The sequence below is a fragment of the Streptomyces sp. NPDC020597 genome, assembly GCF_044335095.1.
In the GTDB taxonomy this organism is placed as follows: domain Bacteria; phylum Actinomycetota; class Actinomycetes; order Streptomycetales; family Streptomycetaceae; genus Streptomyces.
Genome location: NZ_JBIRUL010000006.1, coordinates 188359 through 208799, shown reverse-complemented (window position 1 = coordinate 208799; position 20441 = coordinate 188359). Strand labels below are relative to the sequence as shown.

20 protein-coding genes are annotated in these 20441 nt (G+C 72.1%); 6 read left to right on the top strand and 14 right to left on the bottom strand.

What is annotated here, in order from left to right; genetic code table 11:
• The first annotated feature begins 91 nt into the window (after nt 1-91).
• Nucleotides 92-571 (top strand): bacterioferritin, encoded by a 480-nt coding sequence (gene bfr / locus ACH4ZA_RS13425; protein WP_107444433.1) that lies wholly within the window; start codon nt 92-94, stop codon nt 569-571.
• Between the two features lie 53 nt (nt 572-624).
• On the opposite strand, the gene ACH4ZA_RS13420 is transcribed toward bfr, so the two are convergent.
• The gene (locus ACH4ZA_RS13420) at nt 625-867 is read right to left on the bottom strand and encodes a (2Fe-2S)-binding protein (protein WP_319278841.1); all 243 of its coding nucleotides are present in this window, start codon (nt 865-867) and stop codon (nt 625-627) included.
• A 151-nt stretch (nt 868-1018) separates the two neighbouring features.
• Entirely contained in the window at nt 1019-2371 is a 1353-nt protein-coding gene (locus ACH4ZA_RS13415; protein ID WP_319278843.1) for a class II 3-deoxy-7-phosphoheptulonate synthase, read from the bottom strand.
• 120 nt (nt 2372-2491) lie between these two features.
• Here ACH4ZA_RS13415 and ACH4ZA_RS13410 point away from each other — a divergent pair, with 120 nt between their 5' ends.
• Both ACH4ZA_RS13410 and ACH4ZA_RS13405 read left to right on the top strand, forming a co-directional pair.
• Complete coding sequence (locus ACH4ZA_RS13410) at nt 2492-2548, top strand: trp operon leader peptide (RefSeq protein WP_115913573.1); 57 nt, start codon at nt 2492-2494, stop codon at nt 2546-2548.
• Between the two features lie 109 nt (nt 2549-2657).
• Nucleotides 2658-4520 (top strand): anthranilate synthase family protein, encoded by a 1863-nt coding sequence (locus ACH4ZA_RS13405; protein ID WP_398429418.1) that lies wholly within the window; start codon nt 2658-2660, stop codon nt 4518-4520.
• A 30-nt stretch (nt 4521-4550) separates the two neighbouring features.
• Here the strand turns inward: ACH4ZA_RS13405 and ACH4ZA_RS13400 are convergent, their stop codons facing one another.
• Genes ACH4ZA_RS13400 through ACH4ZA_RS13385 form a run of 4 tightly spaced genes read right to left on the bottom strand, consistent with a single transcriptional unit; the run spans nt 4551 to nt 8426 of the window.
• Nucleotides 4551-5579 (bottom strand): 6-phosphofructokinase, encoded by a 1029-nt coding sequence (locus ACH4ZA_RS13400; protein ID WP_351671976.1) that lies wholly within the window; start codon nt 5577-5579, stop codon nt 4551-4553.
• Between the two features lie 54 nt (nt 5580-5633).
• Nucleotides 5634-6329 (bottom strand): response regulator, encoded by a 696-nt coding sequence (locus ACH4ZA_RS13395; protein WP_398429417.1) that lies wholly within the window; start codon nt 6327-6329, stop codon nt 5634-5636.
• A complete protein-coding gene (macS, locus tag ACH4ZA_RS13390) occupies nt 6326-7552 on the bottom strand; it encodes a MacS family sensor histidine kinase (protein ID WP_319278847.1) in 1227 nt (408 codons plus the stop codon). Before macS ends, ACH4ZA_RS13395 begins: the two co-directional genes overlap by 4 nt.
• A 40-nt stretch (nt 7553-7592) precedes the next feature.
• A complete protein-coding gene (locus ACH4ZA_RS13385; RefSeq protein ID WP_398429415.1) occupies nt 7593-8426 on the bottom strand; it encodes a lysophospholipid acyltransferase family protein in 834 nt (277 codons plus the stop codon).
• Between the two features lie 159 nt (nt 8427-8585).
• On the opposite strand from ACH4ZA_RS13385, the gene ACH4ZA_RS13380 reads away from it, so the two are divergent.
• The gene (locus ACH4ZA_RS13380) at nt 8586-9365 is read left to right on the top strand and encodes an alpha/beta fold hydrolase (protein WP_319278849.1); all 780 of its coding nucleotides are present in this window, start codon (nt 8586-8588) and stop codon (nt 9363-9365) included.
• Nucleotides 9358-9996, top strand: coding sequence for a hypothetical protein (locus ACH4ZA_RS13375; RefSeq protein WP_319278850.1), 639 nt, complete (start codon nt 9358-9360; stop codon nt 9994-9996). Before ACH4ZA_RS13380 ends, ACH4ZA_RS13375 begins: the two co-directional genes overlap by 8 nt.
• Before the next feature lie 184 nt (nt 9997-10180).
• On the opposite strand, the gene ACH4ZA_RS13370 is transcribed toward ACH4ZA_RS13375, so the two are convergent.
• The 6 genes from ACH4ZA_RS13370 to ACH4ZA_RS13345 all read right to left on the bottom strand — a co-directional run bounded on the left by ACH4ZA_RS13370 (nt 10181) and on the right by ACH4ZA_RS13345 (nt 15217).
• Entirely contained in the window at nt 10181-10936 is a 756-nt protein-coding gene (locus ACH4ZA_RS13370) for an endonuclease/exonuclease/phosphatase family protein (RefSeq protein WP_398429413.1), read from the bottom strand.
• 95 nt (nt 10937-11031) lie between these two features.
• Entirely contained in the window at nt 11032-11985 is a 954-nt protein-coding gene (locus ACH4ZA_RS13365; protein WP_319278852.1) for an ROK family glucokinase, read from the bottom strand.
• 66 nt (nt 11986-12051) lie between these two features.
• Nucleotides 12052-12567 (bottom strand): DUF5304 domain-containing protein, encoded by a 516-nt coding sequence (locus tag ACH4ZA_RS13360; RefSeq protein ID WP_319278853.1) that lies wholly within the window; start codon nt 12565-12567, stop codon nt 12052-12054.
• An 81-nt stretch (nt 12568-12648) separates the two neighbouring features.
• Nucleotides 12649-13812, bottom strand: coding sequence for an ArsA family ATPase (locus ACH4ZA_RS13355; protein ID WP_398429411.1), 1164 nt, complete (start codon nt 13810-13812; stop codon nt 12649-12651).
• A 125-nt stretch (nt 13813-13937) separates the two neighbouring features.
• Entirely contained in the window at nt 13938-14381 is a 444-nt protein-coding gene (locus tag ACH4ZA_RS13350) for an SRPBCC family protein (protein ID WP_398429409.1), read from the bottom strand.
• A gap of 80 nt (nt 14382-14461) precedes the next feature.
• Nucleotides 14462-15217, bottom strand: coding sequence for a metallophosphoesterase (locus ACH4ZA_RS13345; protein ID WP_057579968.1), 756 nt, complete (start codon nt 15215-15217; stop codon nt 14462-14464).
• A gap of 364 nt (nt 15218-15581) precedes the next feature.
• Here ACH4ZA_RS13345 and ACH4ZA_RS13340 point away from each other — a divergent pair, with 364 nt between their 5' ends.
• Nucleotides 15582-17378 (top strand): AMP-dependent synthetase/ligase, encoded by a 1797-nt coding sequence (locus ACH4ZA_RS13340; protein ID WP_319278856.1) that lies wholly within the window; start codon nt 15582-15584, stop codon nt 17376-17378.
• A 28-nt stretch (nt 17379-17406) separates the two neighbouring features.
• Here the strand turns inward: ACH4ZA_RS13340 and ACH4ZA_RS13335 are convergent, their stop codons facing one another.
• Nucleotides 17407-18993 carry a GMC oxidoreductase gene (locus ACH4ZA_RS13335; protein WP_319278907.1) on the bottom strand — a complete coding sequence of 529 codons (1587 nt, stop codon included), beginning with the start codon at nt 18991-18993 and terminating at the stop codon, nt 17407-17409.
• A gap of 293 nt (nt 18994-19286) precedes the next feature.
• Nucleotides 19287-20441 (bottom strand): glycosyltransferase family 4 protein, encoded by a 1155-nt coding sequence (locus ACH4ZA_RS13330; protein WP_319278857.1) that lies wholly within the window; start codon nt 20439-20441, stop codon nt 19287-19289.

Here is a 20441-nt window from a genome sequence, read left to right as displayed (position 1 = left end):
ACTAAGTACGCACTTACTGGACGATCTTCGATGCCGGTGAAATCATGCGGCGGAACCTCCCGAATTCCCCGACGTGGAAGGAGCCTCTGCCATGCAGGGCGACCCCGAGGTCATCGAATTCCTCAACGAGCAGCTCACCGGCGAACTCACCGCCATCAACCAGTACTTCCTCCACGCCAAGATGCAGGAGAACTTCGGCTGGACGAAGCTCGCGAAATACACGCGGCACGAGTCCTTCGACGAGATGAAGCACGCCGAGGTGCTCACCGACCGGATTCTCTTCCTTGACGGCCTGCCGAATTACCAGCGGCTGTTCCATGTGCGCGTCGGCCAGACGGTCAAGGAGATGTTCGAGGCCGACCGGCTCATCGAGGTGGAGGCGATCGACCGGCTGAAGCGCGGCATCAAGGTGATGCGCGAAAAGGGCGACATCACGTCCGCGAACATCTTCGAGTCGATCCTCGAGGACGAGGAACACCACATCGACTATCTGGACACGCAGCTGGAGCTGGTCGAGAAACTCGGCGAGGCGCTCTACATCGCCCAGCTGATCGAGCAGCCGGAGAGCTGAGCGGCGCGAAGCCGGGCCGGAGCATGCCACGGCCGGCCGTACCGGGTGCGGCGCTAAGCCGCTTCGTCGAGTGCGGCGAGGACCGGCGCGTTGCGGTCGGCGAGGTCGGCGACGCCCGGGCGCGGGCCGGCGCCCCGGCCCAGGATGGCCTGGATCCGGCGCACACAGGAGCCGCAGTCCGTGCCCGCCTTGCAGGCGGAGGCGATCTGGCGCGGTGTGCAGGCGCCGTCGTCCACGTGCTGTTTGACCTGGGCCTCGGTCACCCCGAAGCAGCTGCAGACGTACACGCGGTTCACCTCCTCGCCGGTCCCTGAGTCGCGCCTACCGGGTCTCAGGGGATCCCTGGTCGGTGAGGCTAACCTAACCTTACCCGGCGCCGCGTGGCGGGAAAAGTGGAGTGGGGCGCGGATCGCATGTGATCCGCGCCCCACTGCCGTCACCCCGCGCCTACTGGTCGCGGTACATCTCCGCCACGAGGAACGCCAGGTCGAGGGACTGGCTGCGGTTCAGCCGCGGGTCGCAGGCCGTCTCGTAACGCTGGTGGAGGTCGTCGACGAAGATCTCGTCGCCGCCGCCCACGCACTCGGTGACGTCGTCGCCGGTCAGCTCCACGTGGATGCCGCCCGGGTGGGTGCCGAGCGCCTTGTGGACCTCGAAGAAGCCCTTGACCTCGTCCAGCACGTCGTCGAAGCGGCGGGTCTTGTGACCCGAGGCCGCCTCGTAGGTGTTGCCGTGCATCGGGTCGGTGATCCAGGCCACGGTCGCACCGGAAGCGGTGACCTTCTCCACCAGCTCGGGCAGCTTGTCACGGACCTTGTCGGCGCCCATGCGGACGATGAAGGTCAGCCGGCCGGGCTCGCGGTCGGGGTCGAGACGCTCGATGTACTGCAGCGCCTCCTCGGCCGTGGTGGTCGGGCCGAGCTTGATGCCCACGGGGTTGCGGATCTTCGAGGCGAACTCGATGTGCGCGTGGTCCAGCTGCCGGGTGCGCTCGCCGATCCACACCATGTGCGCCGAGACGTCGTACAGGCGCCCGGTGCGGGAGTCGACCCTGGTCAGGGCGGACTCGTAGTCGAGCAGCAGCGCCTCGTGCGAGGCGTAGAACTCGACCGTCTTGAACTCCTCCGGGTCGGCCCCGCAGGCGTGCATGAAGTTCAGCGCGTTGTCGATCTCGCGGGCGAGCTGCTCGTAGCGCTGGCCGGACGGGGACGACTTCACGAAGTCCTGGTTCCAGGCGTGCACCTGGCGCAGGTCGGCGTAGCCGCCGGTGGTGAAGGCGCGCACCAGGTTGAGCGTCGAGGCGGACGCGTTGTACATCCGCTTCAGCCGCTCGGGGTCCGGGACCCGGGCCGCCTCGTTGAACTCGAAGCCGTTGACCGAGTCGCCGCGGTACGTCGGCAGCGTCACGCCGTCGCGGGTCTCGGTGTTCTTGGAACGCGGCTTCGAGTACTGGCCGGCGATCCGGCCGACCTTGACGACCGGCACGGAGGCCGCGTACGTCAGCACCGCGCCCATCTGCAGCAACGTCTTGAGCTTGTTGCGGATGTGGTCGGCCGACACCGCGTCGAAGGCCTCGGCGCAGTCGCCGCCCTGGAGGAGGAACGCCTCTCCCTTGGCGACAGCCGCCAACCGGGCGCGCAGCTGGTCGCACTCGCCCGCGAAGACGAGCGGCGGATACGACTCGAGGTCCGCGATCACTGCGCGCAGAGCCTCGGTGTCGGGGTACTCGGGCTGCTGCGCCGCGGGCAGGTCTCGCCAGGTGTTGCCAGCGCTCGCGCTGGTCTTAGCGTTCACGGTCACGCCCTCAACACTACGGGGTCGTGTCACGTCGCTTTCGCACCGGCTCGACAGGTGAGACGCCGTAGCGCTCACCTGAGGAGCTCCCCGCGGGCCGGGCGCCCATGGGGTAGGGTGCGGCGCATGTTCGCGCTTTCGATCCAGAACTGGTGGTGGACCGCTCATCCGGCGGCCCACTGACTGCGCGTACGCACGACTTCGCGAAGGCCGCCCGGGGGGCGGCCTTCGGTGTTTTCGGGCCGGCCGTCCCTCTGGCGACACACTCCTCCCAGCGAGAAGGACACGCCTCATGGATCTGCCCGACCTGTCCTGCGACCCCCGCCCGTTCGCCCTGCTGCGCCGCCGCACGCCGGGCCACGACGAGAACGTCGTCGAACTGCTCCTCGGTCCGGTCCGCGCCTACGAGCGGCTGGCCGACCTGCCCGACGAGGGCCTCGCCCTGGTCCCCTTCCGCCAGATCCGCGAGCGCGGCTTCGACGTGCGCGACGACGGCACACCGCTCTCGGTGCTGCACCCCGAGGAAACCCACTCCTTCCCGCTCGAGGACGTCCTCGCCCAGCTGCCCGCCCACGACGTCCGCGTCCGCGACGGCGCCTTCGACGTCGGCGACGAGGAGTACGCGCGGATCGTCGGGCGGGTGCTGCGCGACGAGATCGGCGGCGGCGAGGGCGCGAACTTCGTGATCCGGCGGACCTACGAGGGCGAGATCCCCGGGTTCTCGCGGGCCGACGCCCTCGCCCTGTTCCGGCGGCTGCTCGAGGGCGAGCGGGGCGCGTACTGGACGTTCGTCGTGCACACCGGGGACAGGACGCTCGTCGGCGCGAGCCCCGAGGTGCATGTGCGGATGTCCGGCGGCACGGTCGTCATGAACCCGATCAGCGGCACGTACCGGTATCCCGCCGAGGGGCCGAGCCCCGAGCACCTGCTGGACTTCCTCGCCGACGGCAAGGAGATCGAGGAGCTGTCGATGGTCGTCGACGAGGAGCTCAAGATGATGTGCACGGTCGGCGACATGGGCGGCGTGGTGGTCGGACCGCGGCTGAAGGAGATGGCGCACCTCGCGCACACCGAGTACGAGCTGCGCGGGAAGTCCTCGCTGGACGCGCGCGAAGTGCTGAAGGAGACGATGTTCGCGGCGACCGTGACCGGCTCGCCCGTGCAGAACGCCTGCCGGGTCATCGAGCGGCACGAGGTCGGCGGGCGGGGGTACTACGCCGGCGCGCTGGCGCTGCTGGGACGGGACTCGGGCGGAGCGCAGACCCTCGACTCCCCCATCCTCATCCGCACCGCCGACGTCGACGCGGCCGGGCGGCTGCGGGTGCCGGTCGGGGCCACGCTGGTGCGGGGTTCGGACCCGGCGGGCGAAGTGGCGGAGACCCACGCCAAGGCGGCCGGGGTGCTGGCGGCGCTGGGGGTCCGCGCGGGCCGGCCGGACTCCCGGGCGGTGCCGCCGAGGCTCGCCGACGACCCCCGGGTGCGGGCTGCGCTCGACGGACGGCGCGCCTCGCTGGCCCCGTTCTGGCTGCGGATGCAGGAGCGCACACGGGACCTGACCGGGCACGCCCTCGTCGTCGACGCCGAGGACGCCTTCACGGCGATGCTGGCGCACGTGCTGCGCTCCGGCGGCCTCGAGGTGGACGTCCGGCGGTACGACGAGGACGGGCTGCCCGAGGCGGTGTTCGCGCACGAGGGGCCGGTGGTGCTGGGGCCCGGTCCCGGCGATCCCTCGGACCTGCGCGATCCCAAGATGCGGCGCCTGCGGGAGCTGACCGCCCGGGTGCTGCGGGAGCACCGGCACGGGGTGCTCGGCGTGTGCCTCGGCCACGAGCTGATCGCGGCCGAGCTGGGGCTGGACATCGTCCGCAAGGAGATTCCGTACCAGGGGGCGCAGACGGAGATCGACCTGTTCGGGCGGACCGAGACGGTGGGCTTCTACAACAGCTTCGTGGCGCGGTGCGGCGACGCGGCCGCGCAGGAGCTGGCCGCGCACGGGGTGGAGGTGAGCCGGGCCCCGAACGGCGAGGTGCACGCGTTGCGGGGCCCCGGGTTCGGCGGAGTGCAGTTCCATCCGGAGTCTGTGCTGACGCTGAACGGGACGTCCCTGGTGCGGGAGGCCGTCGCCCGGCTCCGCGCCACGGGCCTGCCCTCGTAGCGGCTCGGCGCCACGGCCCCCCGCGGCGGCTCAGCCGAAGAACACCCCGACCTCCGCGTACAGGCTCGGGTCGACGGTCTTCAGGCGGGCCGTCGCCTCGGCGATGGGCACCCGGACGACGTCCGTGCCGCGCAGGGCGACCATCTTGCCGAAGTCGCCCTCGTGCACGGCGTCGACGGCGTGCAGGCCGAAGCGGGTGGCGAGCCAGCGGTCGAAGGCGCTCGGGGTGCCGCCGCGCTGGACGTGGCCGAGGACCGTCGTGCGGGCCTCCTTCCCGGTGCGCCGCTCGATCTCCTTGGCCAGCCACTCGCCGACTCCGGAGAGCCGCACGTGCCCGAAGGAGTCCAGCGACCCGTCCTTGAGCACCACGTCGCCGTCCCTGGGCATCGCGCCCTCGGCGACGACCACGATCGGCGCGTACGACGAGCGGAAGCGGGAGGTCACCCAGGCGCACACCTGGTCGATGTCGAAGCGCTGCTCGGGGATGAGGATGACGTTGGCGCCGCCCGCCAGCCCGGAGTGCAGGGCGATCCAGCCCGCGTGACGGCCCATCACCTCGACGACGAGGACGCGCATGTGCGACTCGGCGGTGGTGTGCAGCCGGTCGATGGCCTCGGTCGCGATGCCCACGGCGGTGTCGAAGCCGAAGGTGTAGTCGGTGGCGGACAGGTCGTTGTCGATGGTCTTGGGGACGCCCACGCAGGGCACCGCGAACTCGTCGGAGAGGCGGGCGGCGACACCGAGGGTGTCCTCGCCGCCGATGGTCACGAGCGCGTCGACACCCGACTCGGCGAGGGTGTCCTTGATGCGGCGGACGCCGTCCTCCTCCTTGAAGGGGTTGGTCCGCGAGGAGCCGAGGATCGTGCCGCCGCGGGGCAGGATGCCCCGGACGGCGGGGATGTCGAGGCGGACCGAACGCCTCTCGAGCAGACCCCGCCAGCCGTCCCGGAAGCCGACGAAGTCATGGCCGTACTCCTGGACGCCCTTGCGGACGACGGCCCGGATGACGGCGTTGAGGCCGGGGCAGTCGCCGCCTCCGGTCAGTACTCCGACGCGCATGGAAAGTGTCCCTTCGCCGCAGTTGTCTGACGAAGGGTCAGTGTCGCGCGCGGGTCACTCGTCGTCGAGGCCCCGTTCGATCGCGTACCGGACCAGTTCCACCCGGTTGTGCAGCTGGAGCTTGCCCAGGGTGTTCTGGACGTGGTTCTGGACGGTGCGGTGCGAGATCACCAGGCGTTCGGCGATCTGCTTGTAGCTCAGGCCCTTGGCGACGAGCCGGAGCACCTCGGTCTCGCGGTCGGTGAGCCGGGGCGCGTTCGGCTCGTCGCTGTCGGCCGCGGAGCCGGGGTCGGAGGCGAGCCGGCGGTACTCGCCGAGGACCAGGCCGGCCAGCCCCGGGGTGAACACCGGGTCGCCGGCGGCCGTGCGGCGCACGGCGTCCAGCAGTTCCTCGGTGGACGCCGACTTCAGCAGGTACCCGGTCGCGCCGGACTTCACCGCCTCCAGCACGTCGGCGTGTTCGCCGCTCGCCGACAGGACCAGGACCCGCAGGGCGGGGTTCGCGGCGACGACCTCCTTGCAGACCTGGACGCCCGGCTTGGCGGGCAGGTTCAGGTCCAGCACGAGCACGTCGGGCGTGACGGCCCTGGCGCGGCGCACGGCCTGCTCGCCGTCGCCGGCGGTGGCGACCACGTCCAGTCCCGACGCGGCCAGGTCCCGGGCGACCGCGTCGCGCCACATGGGGTGGTCGTCGACCACCATCACCCTGATCGCGCCGCCGGTTCCCACACCGCCGTGTTCCTGGCTCATCGCCGTCCCGCCTTCCCCCGCTGCACGTTCTTCTCCTTCGGCACGGTCAGTTCGACCTCCGTGCCCTGTCCCGGCGTCGAGATCAGCTCGGCGCTGCCGCCGAGGTCCCGCAGCCGGCCCCGGATCGACTGGGCGACCCCGAGCCTTCCTTCGCCCTCGGCCTGCGCGAGCCGGCCCTCCGGGATGCCCGGCCCGTCGTCGCGCACGGTGACGACGACCGTGTCCGGCTCGTCCTCGACGAGGATCCAGGCCCGGGCGTCCGGCCCCGCGTGTGCGCGCACGTTGTCCAGCGCAGCCCCGACCGCGGCGGCCAGTTCCCGTGCGGCGGGCGCGGGCAGCGGCACCGCGGCGCCGGGGTCGGCCAGGTTCACGCGGGCGCCCGCGAAGGGGGCGAGCAGCGCGCGCAGGTCGACGACGGCGGGCTCCTCCGCCGGTTCGTCCACCGCGTAGACCACGGCGCCGTCCGCCGCGTCCCGGGAGACCCGGGACACCGGCACGAGGCCGCCGGAGACCAGCGTGCGCAGCGCCACCTCCTGCTCACCGGCCAGCCGGCCCAGCTCGGCGGCCTCCCCGCCGATGACGGCGCCGCGCCGCTGCACCATGGCGAGCACCTGCAGCACGCTGTCGTGGATGTCGCGGGCGAGCCGCTCCCGTTCCCGGGTCGCGGCCTCGATCTCCAGGGCGCGGGCGAGGGTGCGCTCGGAGGCGCGGGCGACCTCGACGACGTAGCCGATGGCGATGGAGGCGACCCAGACGAGGACGACGTTGTGGACGGTGTCGCGGGCCGGGGTGCCGCGCTCGACCAGGTTGGTCACCGCGACGGCCGTGGAGGCGAACGCCGCCCAGCGCCAGCCGCCCTTGATGGCGAACGCCAGCACCGAGCCCGCGGTCCATATCGACGGGAGCGTCGGGCCGCCGGACTGGATGCGTTCGTGGCTGTCCGCGACGGTCGTGAGCATGATGCCGGTGAGCGCCACGGCGAGGTCGGCGGCGAGGAAGCGCTTGGTGCAGCTCGCGGCGCTCGCGACCTTGGGCAGGGTGGCCACCGTCCAGACGAACAGGACGCAGTAGTAGGCGACCGCGACCCAGGGCCGGGCGAATCCGTCGTAGGCAGTGGCGAAGAACCCCACCGCGTAGAGCATGGTGAGGACCCGGTATCCGGCGAGCGCACGCCACAGCGGCAGCTCGACCGACATCTTCATGACCCTCTCGCGTCTGGCCATCCGTCCCCCGCCCCCGGGCCGCCGACTACGGCTCTTTGCCCTACTGCTCTTCGTCCCGCTGCCCCGCGTCCGGCTGCTGCCCGTCCGGCTGCTGCGCGTCGTCGTCGGCACGGTCCTTCTGCGCCTGCTCCTTCGCGGCCCGGTCCTTCTCCGCCTGCGCGAGCGCCGCCTTCGCGGCCTTCTCGGCTTCCTTGTCGGCCTTCGCCGCCTCCGCGATCTGCCGCTTTGCGGCGGTCGCGTACATGTCGACGTACTCCTGGCCGGAGAGCTTCATGATCTCGTACATGACCTCGTCGGTCACGGCGCGCAGCACGAACCGGTCGTGCTCCATGCCCTGGTATCGGCTGAAGTCCAGCGGCTCCCCGATGCGGATGCCGGGCCGCATGATCTTCGGGAGGACCTTCCCGGGCGGCTGGATCTTCTCGGTGTCGATCATGGCGACCGGGATCACGGGCGCGCCGGTGGCGAGCGCCACGCGCGCGAGGCCGCCCGGCTTGCCGCGGTAGAGGCGCCCGTCGGGCGAGCGCGTGCCCTCGGGATAGATCCCGAAGAGCTCCCCGCGCTCCAGCACCTCGATGCCGCTGCGGACCGCGGCCTCACCCGCGCCGCGCCCGCCGGAGCGGTCCACCGGGAGCTGGCCGACGCCCTTGAAGAAGGCCGCCGTCAGTCGGCCCTTCACGCCGGGCGTGGTGAAGTACTCGGCCTTCGCGATGAAGGTGACCTTGCGGTCGAGCACCGCGGGCAGGAAGAACGAGTCGGAGAACGACAGGTGGTTGCTCGCCAGGATCGCGGCGCCCTCGGCGGGGATGTTCTCCAGACCCTCCACCCAGGGCCTGAAGGCGACCCGCAGGGGTCCCCCGATAGCGACCTTCATCGCGCCGTACAACAACCGACTGCCTCCTGTTTGTGTCGCACAGACCATAACCCGGGGCGGCGGCAATGGCTCCGACGGCCCTGGTCGGTGTCAGTGGGGTCGCGTACGGTGAAGCACACATCCCTCCCATGCAGAACAGACGAAGACAGGAGACCGAAGGTGCCGGTCCTTCCTGGAGCCGAGCCGTACCGCCATGAGGGCGGGGAGGTCGGAGTGCTCCTCTGTCACGGCTTCACCGGTTCCCCGCAGTCGCTGCGCCCGTGGGCGCGGTACCTGGCCGAGCAGGGCCTGACGGTCTCCCTGCCGCTCCTGCCGGGCCACGGCACACGCTGGGAGGACATGGCTCTGACCGGCTGGCAGGACTGGTACGCGGAGGTGGACCGCGAGCTGCACGCCCTGCGCCGGCGCTGCGCGGCGGTGTTCGTGGTCGGTCTGTCCATGGGCGGCGCGCTGGCGCTGCGGCTGGCCGCGAAGCACGGGGAGGGCGTGGCCGGCGTCGTCGTCGTCAATCCGGCGAACAAGGTGCACGGCCTGTCCGCGTACGCCCTCCCGGTGGCCCGTCATCTCGTCCGCACGACCAAGGGGATCACGAGCGACATCGCGAAGGGGGGCGTCGAGGAGAGCGGGTACGACCGGGTGCCGCTGCACTCGGCGCACTCCCTGCGCACCTTCCTGCGCCTGGTCGACGGCGAGCTGCCGCAGGTCACCCAGCCGCTGCTGCTGTTGCACAGCGCGCAGGACCATGTCGTGCCGCCGGCCGACTCGGCACGGGTCCTCAGCCGGGTGTCGTCGACGGACGTGACCGAGATCCTGCTGGAACAGAGCTACCACGTGGCGACGTTGGACCACGATGCGGACCGGATCTTCGAGGAGAGCTACGCGTTCATCGGCCGGGTCGCGCCCAGTGTCGGCAAGGAAGGGACGGCCGTAGGTGGCTGAGCACGACGCCGACCGCGAGGACCGGGAGAACCGGGACGAGCGGGACGGCCGGGACGCCCGGGAGGGGCGCGAGCCGGAGGAGCAGAGCGTGCCCTTCGACGAGGCGGCCGCGTGGGCGGCGATCGTCGCGGGGTACGGCGACGAGCCCCCGGACCCGCCGGGTGCGAAGCCGTTCAAGTCGATCGAGGACCTGGCGCTCCCCGAGTTCGAGGCGAACGACGAGGAGGCCGGGGCGGACACCGGCGCGGAGCCCGCGAAGGAATCCGGCGAGGAGAAGAAACCCACCAAGCCGCTGGGCAGTTCGGTCGCCTTCGCGCCCGGCGTCGGCCCGCGGGACTACGTGACGCCCGAACCGGCCGAGGAGGACTTCGACGAGGACGACGAGGGCCATTTCGTCCCGCCGGAGCCGCCTCCGCTGCCCACCGCGGACACCACGTCCAGGTTCGCCTGGCTCGGCGTGCTCGGCGGTCCGGTGCTGCTGCTGCTCGCGGTGCTGCTGGGCTGGGAGATGACGTGGTGGCTCGCGACCGTCTGCATCGGCGGCTTCCTCGGCGGCTTCGCCACCCTGGTGGCACGGATGCGCACGGACGACGAGGACGAGGGCGATCCGGGCCGGGGCGCAGTCGTCTGATCCACGGCCGGGGAGCAGTCGTCTGATCCACGGCCGGCGGTCCGGCCGTAGGAGGCACGGGCCGGCGGGCGGTGTGCGTCGCGGCGGGCGGCGGGACCCGGCGGGCGGTCCGTGGCCGCCCTGGGGGGCAGGCCCGCTGACGGCCTGCGGCCGCCCCTGCGGGAGGGGCGGGGCGGACGGGGGTTCAGGTCGCGGGCACGCGGAGCGCGGCCAGCACCGGCAGGTGATCGGTGGCCGCGCGCAGGTCGGCCTCGGTGACGCCCGGCAGTCCGACCGGCACCCCGCAGCCCAGCACCTCCACGGCCTTCGTCGCGAAGATCGAGTCGATGCGGCGGTCCGGTCCGGTGGCCGGGAAGGTGTGCTCGGCGCCCCAGGGGGCCGCGGTGCGGCAGTCCTGCAGGGCTGCCGCCAGTCGGCCGAAGGTGCGGCCGTCGGGCCGTTCGTTGAGGTCGCCGCCCACGATCGCGTGCTCCACGCCCAGTCCGGCCATCCGGTCGAGGAGCAGGCCGCCGTGCTCACGGCGCTCGGCCGCCGTCAGTCCGAGATGGCAGCTGACGACACCCAGGCGGGCGCCCGCGAAGCGGACCACGGCCGTCGCCAGGCCCCGGCGGAACTGACCCGGGGTGAGCGGCAGCAGCACGTCCTCGGTGCGCTCGACGGTCGCCCGCAGTGAGCACAGGACGGCGGGGCCGGCCGCGGTGCCGCCGCCGGTGAGGATCACCTGACCGGAGGCGGCCGCGAGACGGGCGAGCTTCTTGCGCCAGCGGAAGAAGAGCGGGGCTTCCTGGACGAGCACCAGGTCGGGGGCACAGGCGGTGATGACCCGGACGAGCGCGCCGGTGTCGTCCCGCAGCGAGCGGACGTTGTAGCTGAGTACCCGGATGACGGCCGAACCGTCCGGCTCGGTGCAGGAGTTGGGGAGCGGCGACGTCGTCGGCATGGTGATCAAGATACGCCGCCTCGTCCCGTACGTCCGCAAAAGCGAACGGGGGCCGCGCGAGCAGGCCCCCGTGTGGACGCAGACGCGCCGTACCCCTACATGATCGGGTCGGGCTCCCTCGCCAGGTCCGCCGCGCCGACCAGCCCCGCCTTGTTGCCGAGCTGCGCCGCGATGACGTCGGCCACCGGCCGCCAGTTGCCGCCGACCAGCCAGCGCTTGTACGACTTGCGGATCGGGTCGAGGACCAGGTCGCCCTCGTCCGAGAGACCGCCGCCGACGATGAAAGCGGACGGGTCGAAGAGCGAGGCGAGGTCGGCGAGGCCGGCGCCGGCCCAGCGGGCGAGCTCGCGGTAGGAGTCCACGGCGACGGGATCGCCCTGGCGGGCGGCCATGGAGATGTGCTTGCCCTCGATGCCGTCGGGGCTGCCGTCGCCGAGCCCGAGCAGCACCTCGGCGCGCTCGGGGGTGGCGTTGGCGCGCTGCTTGGCGTAGCGCACGAGTGCGCGGCCGGAGGCGTACTGCTCCCAGCAGCCCTGCGAGCCGCAGCCGCACAGCAGGCCGTCCGGCACCATCCGGATGTGGCCGAACTCGGCGGCCACGCCGAAGTGGCCCCGGCGCAGCTTGTTGCCGATGATGATGCCGCCGCCGAGGCCGGTGCCGAGGGTGATGCAGATGACGTTGCGGTGGCCCTTGCCGGCGCCGAACTTGTACTCGCCCCAGGCGGCGGCGTTGGCGTCGTTCTCCACGACGACGGGGAGACCCACGCGGGCCTCGACCTTGTCCTTCAGCGGCTCCTGGCGCCAGTCGATGTTGGGCGCGAAGTAGACCGTCGACCGCTGGCGGTTGACATAACCGGCCGCGCCGATGCCCACACCGACGATGGCGTGCCCCACGCGCGCGCCCTCGACGGCGGCGGCGATGGCGTCCACGATGCCCTCGGGGGTGCCCGGGGTCGGCACCTGGTGGGTCGAGAGGATGTTGCCTTCCTCGTCGACCACGCCGGCCGCGATCTTCGTGCCGCCGATGTCGACGCCGATGGTGAGTCCCATGAATCCCTCAGTTCGGTCGAGCCCCGCTACGGTCAACCGTACCCGAGGCCCTGCCGTCGAAGGGCTTCAGTCCAAGTCGATGCGCTGGCCGGGACCGGTGCCCTCGCCGTCGTCGCGCCCCGGGCCGGGCGGCTCGTCGCGCGGGTCGTTCGCCCCGGCCGTCCAGCGGCCTTCCTGGGTCTGGACCGCGGAGCGGTAGGCGGCGAGCAGTTCGGTGCCGGCCGCCGCGAGGTGGTCGAAGACCTGCGGGTTGCGCTCGATCACGGGCTCCACGGCGGCCTTGGCCTGCTGGACGACCTGGCGGACGACCTGCTGGGCGGCGGGTCCGGCCACCGCCGTGAGCAGCGGGGACTGCAGGGAGGACAGCTTGTCGCCGACGGCGTCGAGGAGCTTGCGCAGCTCCTCGGCGGCCGAGCCCTGCGGCGGGCCGTACTCGGCGCGGCGGCGGGCCTTCTCCGCCGCCAGGTCCTCGGCGGCGGCGGTCGCCCAGGCGTCGGCGTCGCTCGGGCGGGGCGGGACGTCGCCGGACCCGGTCCCGGTGGGCTGCCCTGCGGCGTCGGGCGTGGGGCGCTCTTCGCTCATGGCGGACTCCTGACGACTCCTGGTGGACGGCGCCGGACTGCGGCTCGTCACTCCGACGTTACCCGAACGGCGGTATCCCGTTCACTGTCCGCGCGGCCACAGTCCGGGATCCGGGGCGAACCGCACGCACAGTTCCCCGTCGCGCAGGGCGGCGCCGTCGACCCCGCAGCGGCGCAGCACGGAGGGCAGCGCGACGATGCGGCGGAACGCTCCGGCGCTGACGACGAGTTCGTCGCCGCGCCGGACGAGGTCGAGTTCCTCGCGTATGGCGCCGGGCAGCGGGATGTGCCAGACGAGCACGCCGTCCTGGGCGAGCCGGTCGACGACGGGCCACTCGACCGGGGAGGCCGCCGGGTTGACGGCGGGCACGGCGAGGGCGGCGAGGTCCTCGGCCCCCCGGGGGTCGTGACCGAGGTGGGCGACGGTCGCGGCGCCGGACCACTCGCCGAGGGCCTTGTGCTGCTGGGCGGCGATCCCGGTGAACGGTCCTGTGTGCGCCGCCTCCTCGGGCAGCACCCGGTTGGCGACGAGCGCTTCCACCGGCAGGCCGCGCAGGGCGAGACCCAGGCGGGCGTCGCGGACGGCGTCGACGCCGGCCGGCCCGGGCTCGGCGACCAGCCGGACGGCGGTGCGGCGGTCGGCGAGGACGGCCTCGACGGCGGCCAGTTCCAGGTCCCAGCGTGCGGTCGTCTCGTACAGCTGCTCGGCGGGCATCGGCACGCCGGCGAGCCGGCCGAGCATGGGGCGCAGGGCGCGGGCGGCCTGGCGTTCGGGCGGGAGCAGCCGGCGCAGGTAGCGGCGCAGCTCCTCCGGGAGGGCCAGCAGGGCGAGGGCCTGCGGGGCGGGCGGCAGATCGACGACGAGGAGGTCGTGGGCCTCGGCGAGGGCGGCGTCGCGCAGCGCGCGCAGCAGGGTCAGTTCCTCGGCGCCGGGCAGCGGGGTGACCTCCTCCGCGTCGAGCCGGGAGGCCCCGACCAGGTCGAGGAGGGTGGAGGCGCGGTCCTGGAAGCCGGTGAGGTCGTCGCGGAAGCCGGCGGCCGCGTCGGGACGCCAGGCGGTGAGGCGGGGGGCGACCCGTACGGGGCTCGTCCCGGTCGGCGTCCCGAGCGCCGCGCCGAGGGTGTCGGAGCGGTCGGCGCTGAGGACGAGGGTGCGGGCCCCTCCGGCGGCTGCGTGGTGTGCGGTGGCGGCCGCGATCGTCGTACGGCCGCTGCCGCCGGGGCCGGTGATCAGGAGGGTGCGCATGGTGGGGAACGGTACCCGTCGTGGCGCCCCGGGGGCTGCGCCCCAGGGCCTCGCCCCGGCCCTTCAGGGGCCTCGTCCTCGGCCGCCGGTCAGGGCCGCCGGGAACGTGCCCGAAGGAGGAGCGGCTACTTCCCGCCCGACTCCACGCGCTTCTTCAGGCCCGCCAGCGCACGGTCGATGATGACCTTCTCCGCCTTGCGCTTGATCATGCCCAGCATGGGGATCTTGACGTCCACGGTCAGCCGGTAGGTGACCTGGGTGCCGCCGGCGCCGGCCGGCTTGAGGAGGTAGGTGCCGTCGAGCTGGCGCAGCATCTGGGACTTCACCAGCGTCCAGGACACCTCGTGCTCGCCGGTCCAGGTGTAGCCGAGGACCTGGTCGTCCTTGATCGCGCCGGCGTCCATGACCAGGCGGACCTGTTCGGCGCGGCCCTGCCCGTCCTCCTTGAGGACCTCGGCCTGCTTCACCTCTCCGGTCCAGTCCGGGTAGCGGGCGAAGTCGGCGATCACCGCCATGACGTCGGCCGGTGCCGCCTCGATCGTGATGCTCGAGCTGGTGTGTTCCGCCATCGCCGTGGCTCCTTGGGATACGGGCCCGTAAAGGTACGTGGGTGCAGCGTGAAGGCTACCGCGCGGTCCGCCGGGCGAGTTCACCACTCCAGGGCCCAGGGCTTCCCGCTGCCCGCGAAGTGGCCGACGTTCACGCACTCGGTGGCCCCGATCCGCATCCGGCGGGCGAGCGGCTGGTGGACGTGGCCGAACAGGGAGTAGCGGGGGCGGGTGCGGCGGATGGCGTCGAGCAGGGCGCGGCTGCCCCGTTCGAAGCGGCGGGCGACGGTGTCGTAGACGAGTTCCGGCACCTCCGGCGGGATGTGGGTGCACAGCACGTCCACCTCGCCGACGGCCTCGATCTTGGCGGCGTACTCCTCGTCGCTGATCTCGTAGGGGGTGCGCATCGGCGTCCTCAGGCCGCCGCCCACGAAGCCGAAGACGCGGCCGCCGATCTCCGCCCGCTGCCCGTCGAGGACGGTCGTGCCGGGTCCGGCGAACTCGGGCCACAGCTGCGGCATGTCGACGTTGCCGTAGGTGGCGTAGGTCGGGGTCGGGAACGCGGGGAACATCTCGCCGTACTGTTTGCGGACCGCCTTCTCGATCAGAGCGGCCCGGTCGCCGCCGACGCCGGCCCACAGCCGGCCGCCGAGTTCGCGGGCCTCCTCGAAGCGGCGGGCGGTGCGCAGCTCGACGAGACGGTCGGCGTTCTCCACGCCGAAGAGGTCGGGGAAGATTCCGCGGGAGTGGTCGGCGTAGTCCAGGAACAGGACGAGGTCGCCGAGACAGATCAGCGCGTCCGCGCCCTCTCCGGCCCGGGCCAGGTCGCGCGCGTTGCCGTGCACGTCGCTGACCACGTGGATGCGTGTCCGGCGGTTCCCGGGCGGTGTGGATGCCATGACGATCAAGGGTAGGCGTGTGTGGCATACGTGAACAGTGGCGGCCCGGATACCGGTTACTGGCCAGTCAGTAAAGTGGTGGACTAGTGTCGCCCGGGAGACACCAATCTGTGTGACGCAGCGAACATCTCGCGGGACCCCCCTGTCGAAGAGGCCATACCGGCGGGTAACGTCCGGGCAGTCCAGTCGTGCTCAGGTTTTCAACCACGGGATTCCGGCCACGGAGATCCCGCCGAGACACCTGAGCGCACGCCCGAGCCATGGACCGCATCGTCGCATCGCACAACGTCGTGGCGCCGGCGCCCTATGAGGAGCAGCAGTCTTGCGCGAGTTCAGCCTTCCGGCTTTGTACGAGGTCCCTGCGGACGGCAATCTGACCGACATCGTCCGCAGAAACGCCGCGCAGCATCCCGACGTCGCCGTCATCGCCCGCAAGTCGGGCGGCGCCTGGCAGGACGTGACGGCCACGGCCTTCCTGGCCGAGGTGCACGCCGCCGCCAAGGGCCTCATCGCCTCCGGCGTCCAGCCCGGCGACCGGGTCGGCCTGATGTCGCGCACCCGCTACGAGTGGACGCTGCTCGACTTCGCGATCTGGTGCGCGGGCGGGGTCACCGTCCCGGTGTACGAGACCAGCTCCCCGGAGCAGGTGCAGTGGATCCTCTCCGACTCGGGCGCCACCGCCGTCGTCGTCGAGCTGGACGCCCACGCGGCTGCCGTGGAGTCGGTGCGCGAGTCGCTGCCGGCGCTGAAGCACGTCTGGCAGATCGAGGCGGGCGGCGTCGAGGAGCTCGGGCGGCTCGGCAGGGACGTCTCCGACGAGGTCGTCGAGGAGCGCAGCTCGCAGGCCAGGGCCGACGACCCGGCGACGATCGTCTACACCTCCGGCACGACCGGCCGACCCAAGGGCTGTGTGCTCACCCACCGCAGCTTCTTCGCCGAGTGCGGGAACGTCGTGGAGCGGCTGCGGCCGCTGTTCCGCACCGGCGAGTGCAGCGTCCTGCTCTTCCTGCCGCTCGCGCACGTCTTCGGCCGGCTGGTGCAGATCGCCCCGATGATGGCGCCGATCAAGCTGGGCACCGTCCCGGACATCAAGAACCTCACCGACGAGCTGGCGTCCTTCCGGCCGACGCTGATCCTCGGCGTGCCGCGGGTCTTCGAGAAGGTCTACAACTCGGCGCGCGCCAAGGCGCAGGCGGACGGCAAGGGCGCGATCTTCGACAAGGCCGCGGACACCGCGATCGCCTACAGCAAGGCGCTGGAACTGCCGGCCGGGCCGCCGCTGAAACTGAAGATCAAGCACAAGGTCTTCGACAAGCTGGTCTACAGCAAGCTGCGTGCGGTGCTCGGCGGCCGCGGCGAGTACGCGATCTCCGGCGGCGCCCCGCTGGGCGAGCGCCTCGGTCACTTCTTCCGCGGCATCGGGTTCACCGTCCTGGAGGGCTACGGCCTCACGGAGTCCTGCGCCGCGACGGCCTTCAACCCGTGGGACCGGCAGAAGATCGGCACGGTCGGCCAGCCGCTGCCCGGCTCGGTCGTGCGGATCGCGGACGACGGCGAGGTGCTGCTGCACGGCGAGCACCTGTTCAAGGAGTACTGGAACAACCCGGGCGCGACCGCGGAGGCACTGGCCGACGGCTGGTTCCACACGGGTGACATCGGCACCCTGGACGAGGACGGCTACCTCGCGATCACCGGCCGCAAGAAGGAGATCATCGTCACCGCGGGCGGCAAGAACGTCGCCCCGGCCGTGATCGAGGACCGCATCCGCGCGCACGCGCTGGTCGCGGAGTGCATGGTGGTGGGCGACGGGCGGCCGTTCGTGGGCGCGCTGGTCACCATCGACGAGGAGTTCCTGGGCCGTTGGGCCTCCGATCACGGCAAGCCGGCGGGCTCGACCGCGGCGTCGCTGCGCGACGACGCCGACCTTCAGGCCGCCGTCCAGTCGGCGATCGACGACGGCAACGCCGCGGTCTCGAAAGCGGAATCGGTGCGGAAGTTCCGCATTCTCTCCTCCCAGTTCACGGAGGACTCGGGCCACCTCACGCCGTCGCTGAAGCTCAAGCGCAACGTGGTGGCGAAGGACTACGCGGGCGAGATCGAGGCGATCTACGCCAAGTGACCTGTTCGGCGCACCTCCTGATGGAGCGTCATGGCGCGGTGTCCTCGACGAGGACCCGCGCCATCGTGCGTTCGGCGAGCGCGGTGATGGTGACGAACGGGTTCACCCCGATGTTGCCGGGCACCAGCGAGCCGTCGGTGACGTACAGCTTCGAGTAGCCCTTCACCCGGCCGTAGTCGTCGGTCGCCTTCCCCAGCACGCAGCCGCCGAGCGGGTGGTAGGTGAAGTCGTCGGCGAAGACCTTGTTGGACGTGCCGAACAGGTCGTATCGGTAGATCGTGGCGTTCGCCGCGTTGATCCGGTCGAACAGTTTCTTCGCCATGGCCACCGAGACCGCGCTCTGCGCGGCGCTCCAGCCGAGCTTCACCCCGCCGGACGCGGCGTCGTACGTGAAGGAGGCCCGCTGCGGGTTCTTGGTGATCGCGAGGTAGAGGCTCACCCAGTGCTCCAGCCCCGTGGGCAGCGGGGCGATCTCGGCGAAGACGGGGTTGGCGGTGTTCGCCCAGTCGTCGATGCCCATGACCGGCATGGTCGACTGATTGGCCCCGACGGTGTCCCACAGGTGGTTGGCCCGGCCGAGCATCACGTTGCCGTTGGTTCCCCAGCCCGCCCCGACGCTCGCGTTCAGCGCGGGCAGGGTGCCCGTCTCCCGGGCGCGGACGAGGAGTTCGCTGGTGCCGAGGCTGCCTGCGCCCAGGAAGAGGTAGGTGCAGCCGTACTGCTTGGTCTCGACGATCCGGCCCGTGTCGTCGATGCGGTCGGCGGTCAGGACGTACGTCCCGTCGTTCGCCCGGCTGACCGCGCGCACCTTCTCCATGGTGTGGATCGTGACGTTGCCGGTGCCGAGCGCGGACGCCAGGTACGTCTTGTCGAGGCTGCGCTTGCCGTGGTTGTTGCCGTAGATGACCTCCTGGCCTAGCGCGGACTTCACGGCGGTGCCCGCGGCCTCGCGCTGCATGTAGTCGAAGTCGTAGACGCTGGGCACGAACGTGGTCCTCAGTCCGGCTTTCGCCGCGTGCTTGCGGGAGACCCTGCTGAACCGGTACCACTCCGTCGACTCGAACCACGCGGGGTCCACGGTGTTGACGCCGAGCATGGTGCGGGCGCGCGGGTAGTACGTCGCGTACATCTCCGTCGCGTCCACGGTGGGGAACTGCTCGGCGAAGTAGGACTGCGGCGGGGTGACCGCCATCGAGCCGTTGACCAGGGAGCCGCCCCCGACCCCCCGGCCCACGAAGACGGACATGGCGTCGAAGTGCACGCGGTCCAGGACGCCGGGGTAGCGGGTGATGTCCCTGTTGACGAGGTCCAGCCACAGGAAGGTGGCGAGCGGCGCCTCGGTGCGGGTGCGGAACCACATGGACCGCTGGTCGGGGGAGGCGGTGTTGCAGAACACGTTGCCGTCGGGGCCGGCCGTGTTCCACAGCCGGCCCATCTCGAGGACGAGGGTGCGGATGCCCGCCTGGCCCAGACGGAGGGCGGCGACCGCGGCGCCGTAACCGGAGCCGACGATGATCGCCGGGGCGGATTCGACCGCCGCGGGCTCGTCGGCGCGGGCCGACTGCAGGCCCACGCGGGTGAAGCCGAGGGTGGCCGCCGTCTGCAGGGCGGCCATACCAAGGATTTGACGTCTCGTCAGCTGACGCTGCATCAGTTTGGCTGTCATGTGCGCAGCATCAGCGGATTTCCGCCGTCCGGCTAGGGGTGCGGAGGGCAAAGATGGGACAGGTCGGAAAAAACCGAGCAGACGCGGGCCGAAGGGAACGCTCCGGGACGGGTCCGCACAGCGGCCGCGCCGGGGGGCTTCGCGAACGTGCCCCCGGGAAGTTCGGCGAGCGCGGACGTGCTCCAGGAAGGTTCGACGCGCACGAACATGCCCCAGGAGGGCTCGACGAGCGCGGACGCCCTCTAGGAAGGCTCGGCGAGCAGCGTGCGCAGTTTCTCCGCCAGCAGGTCCCAGCGCCACCGCTCCTCCACCCACTGCCGCCCGCGCTCCCCCATCCGGCGGCGCAGCTCGGCGTCCCCGAGCAGGACGACGATCCGTTCGGCGGCCTCCTCCGGCGAGCCGCCGCGCACGACCCAGCCCGTCTCCCCGTCGAGCACCGCGTCGGGCGCGCCCCCGGAGTCGCCGGCGACGACGGGCAGTCCGGTAGCCGAGGCCTCCAGATAGACGATGCCGAGGCCCTCGACGTCGAGGCCGCCCCGCCGCGTCCGGCACGGCATCGCGAAGACGTCCCCGGCGCCGTAGTGGGCGGGCAGCTCGGACCACGGCACGGAGCCGGTGAAGCGGACCGAGCCCGCGACTCCCGTCTCGCTCGCGAGCCGGCGCAGGTCCTTCTCGTACGGGCCGCCCCCGACGATCAGCAGCACGGCGTCCGGCTGCGCGGCCAGGATCCGGGGCATGGCCAGGATCAGCGTGTCCTGGCCCTTGCGCGGCACCAGCCGCGAGACGCACACCACCACCGGCCGGTCGGTCAGCCCGAGCCGCGCGCGGACCTCGTCGCCGCCCGAGCCCGGATGGAAGGTCTTCTCGTCGACGCCCGGCGGCAGCTGCGTCATCCGTGCGGCCGCCTCGGCACTCAGCGCCGTCGCGATCCGCGAACGGGTGTACTCGCCCAGGTAGGTGATCGTGTCCGTGGTCTCGCCGATCCGGCCGAGCAGCTGCCGGGCCGCGGGCAGCTGGGCCCACCCGGCCTCGTGCCCGTGCGTGGTGGCCACCAGCCGCTCGGCGCCCGCCCTGCGCAGCGCCGGCGCCATCAGCCCGAGCGGCGCGGCCGCCCCGAACCAGACCGAGGTGCAGCCGTGCTCGCGCAGCAGAGCGGCGGCGCGCCGGGTCGCCCCGGGCGTCGGCAGCAGCATGGTCGTGGAGTCCCGGACGACGGTGAAGGGCTGCTCGGCGTCGAAGGCGGCCGTCGCCTCGACGCCCTCCCGGGAGCGCTTCCAGGTGGAGGCGTGGACGACGAGGCGGTCGGGGTCGAGGCGGAGCGCCATGTTGTGCAGGAACGCCTGGATGCCGCCCGGGCGGGGCGGGAAGTCGTTCGTCACGATCAGGGTCTTGTGCAT

Bases quoted from the DNA above. Each gene is read 5' to 3' on its own strand.
- bfr (WP_107444433.1), top strand. From the start codon at position 92: ATGCAGGGCGACCCCGAGGTCATCGAATTCCTCAACGAGCAGCTCACC.
- ACH4ZA_RS13405 (WP_398429418.1), top strand. From the start codon at position 2,658: ATGGATCTGCCCGACCTGTCCTGCGACCCCCGCCCGTTCGCCCTGCTG.
- ACH4ZA_RS13400 (WP_351671976.1), bottom strand. From the start codon at position 5,579: ATGCGCGTCGGAGTACTGACCGGAGGCGGCGACTGCCCCGGCCTCAAC.
- ACH4ZA_RS13395 (WP_398429417.1), bottom strand. From the start codon at position 6,329: ATGAGCCAGGAACACGGCGGTGTGGGAACCGGCGGCGCGATCAGGGTG.
- macS (WP_319278847.1), bottom strand. From the start codon at position 7,552: ATGGCCAGACGCGAGAGGGTCATGAAGATGTCGGTCGAGCTGCCGCTG.
- ACH4ZA_RS13385 (WP_398429415.1), bottom strand. From the start codon at position 8,426: ATGAAGGTCGCTATCGGGGGACCCCTGCGGGTCGCCTTCAGGCCCTGG.
- ACH4ZA_RS13370 (WP_398429413.1), bottom strand. From the start codon at position 10,936: ATGCCGACGACGTCGCCGCTCCCCAACTCCTGCACCGAGCCGGACGGT.
- ACH4ZA_RS13365 (WP_319278852.1), bottom strand. From the start codon at position 11,985: ATGGGACTCACCATCGGCGTCGACATCGGCGGCACGAAGATCGCGGCC.
- ACH4ZA_RS13360 (WP_319278853.1), bottom strand. From the start codon at position 12,567: ATGAGCGAAGAGCGCCCCACGCCCGACGCCGCAGGGCAGCCCACCGGG.
- ACH4ZA_RS13355 (WP_398429411.1), bottom strand. From the start codon at position 13,812: ATGCGCACCCTCCTGATCACCGGCCCCGGCGGCAGCGGCCGTACGACG.
- ACH4ZA_RS13350 (WP_398429409.1), bottom strand. From the start codon at position 14,381: ATGGCGGAACACACCAGCTCGAGCATCACGATCGAGGCGGCACCGGCC.
- ACH4ZA_RS13335 (WP_319278907.1), bottom strand. From the start codon at position 18,993: ATGGCCGCCCTGCAGACGGCGGCCACCCTCGGCTTCACCCGCGTGGGC.
- ACH4ZA_RS13330 (WP_319278857.1), bottom strand. From the start codon at position 20,441: ATGCACAAGACCCTGATCGTGACGAACGACTTCCCGCCCCGCCCGGGC.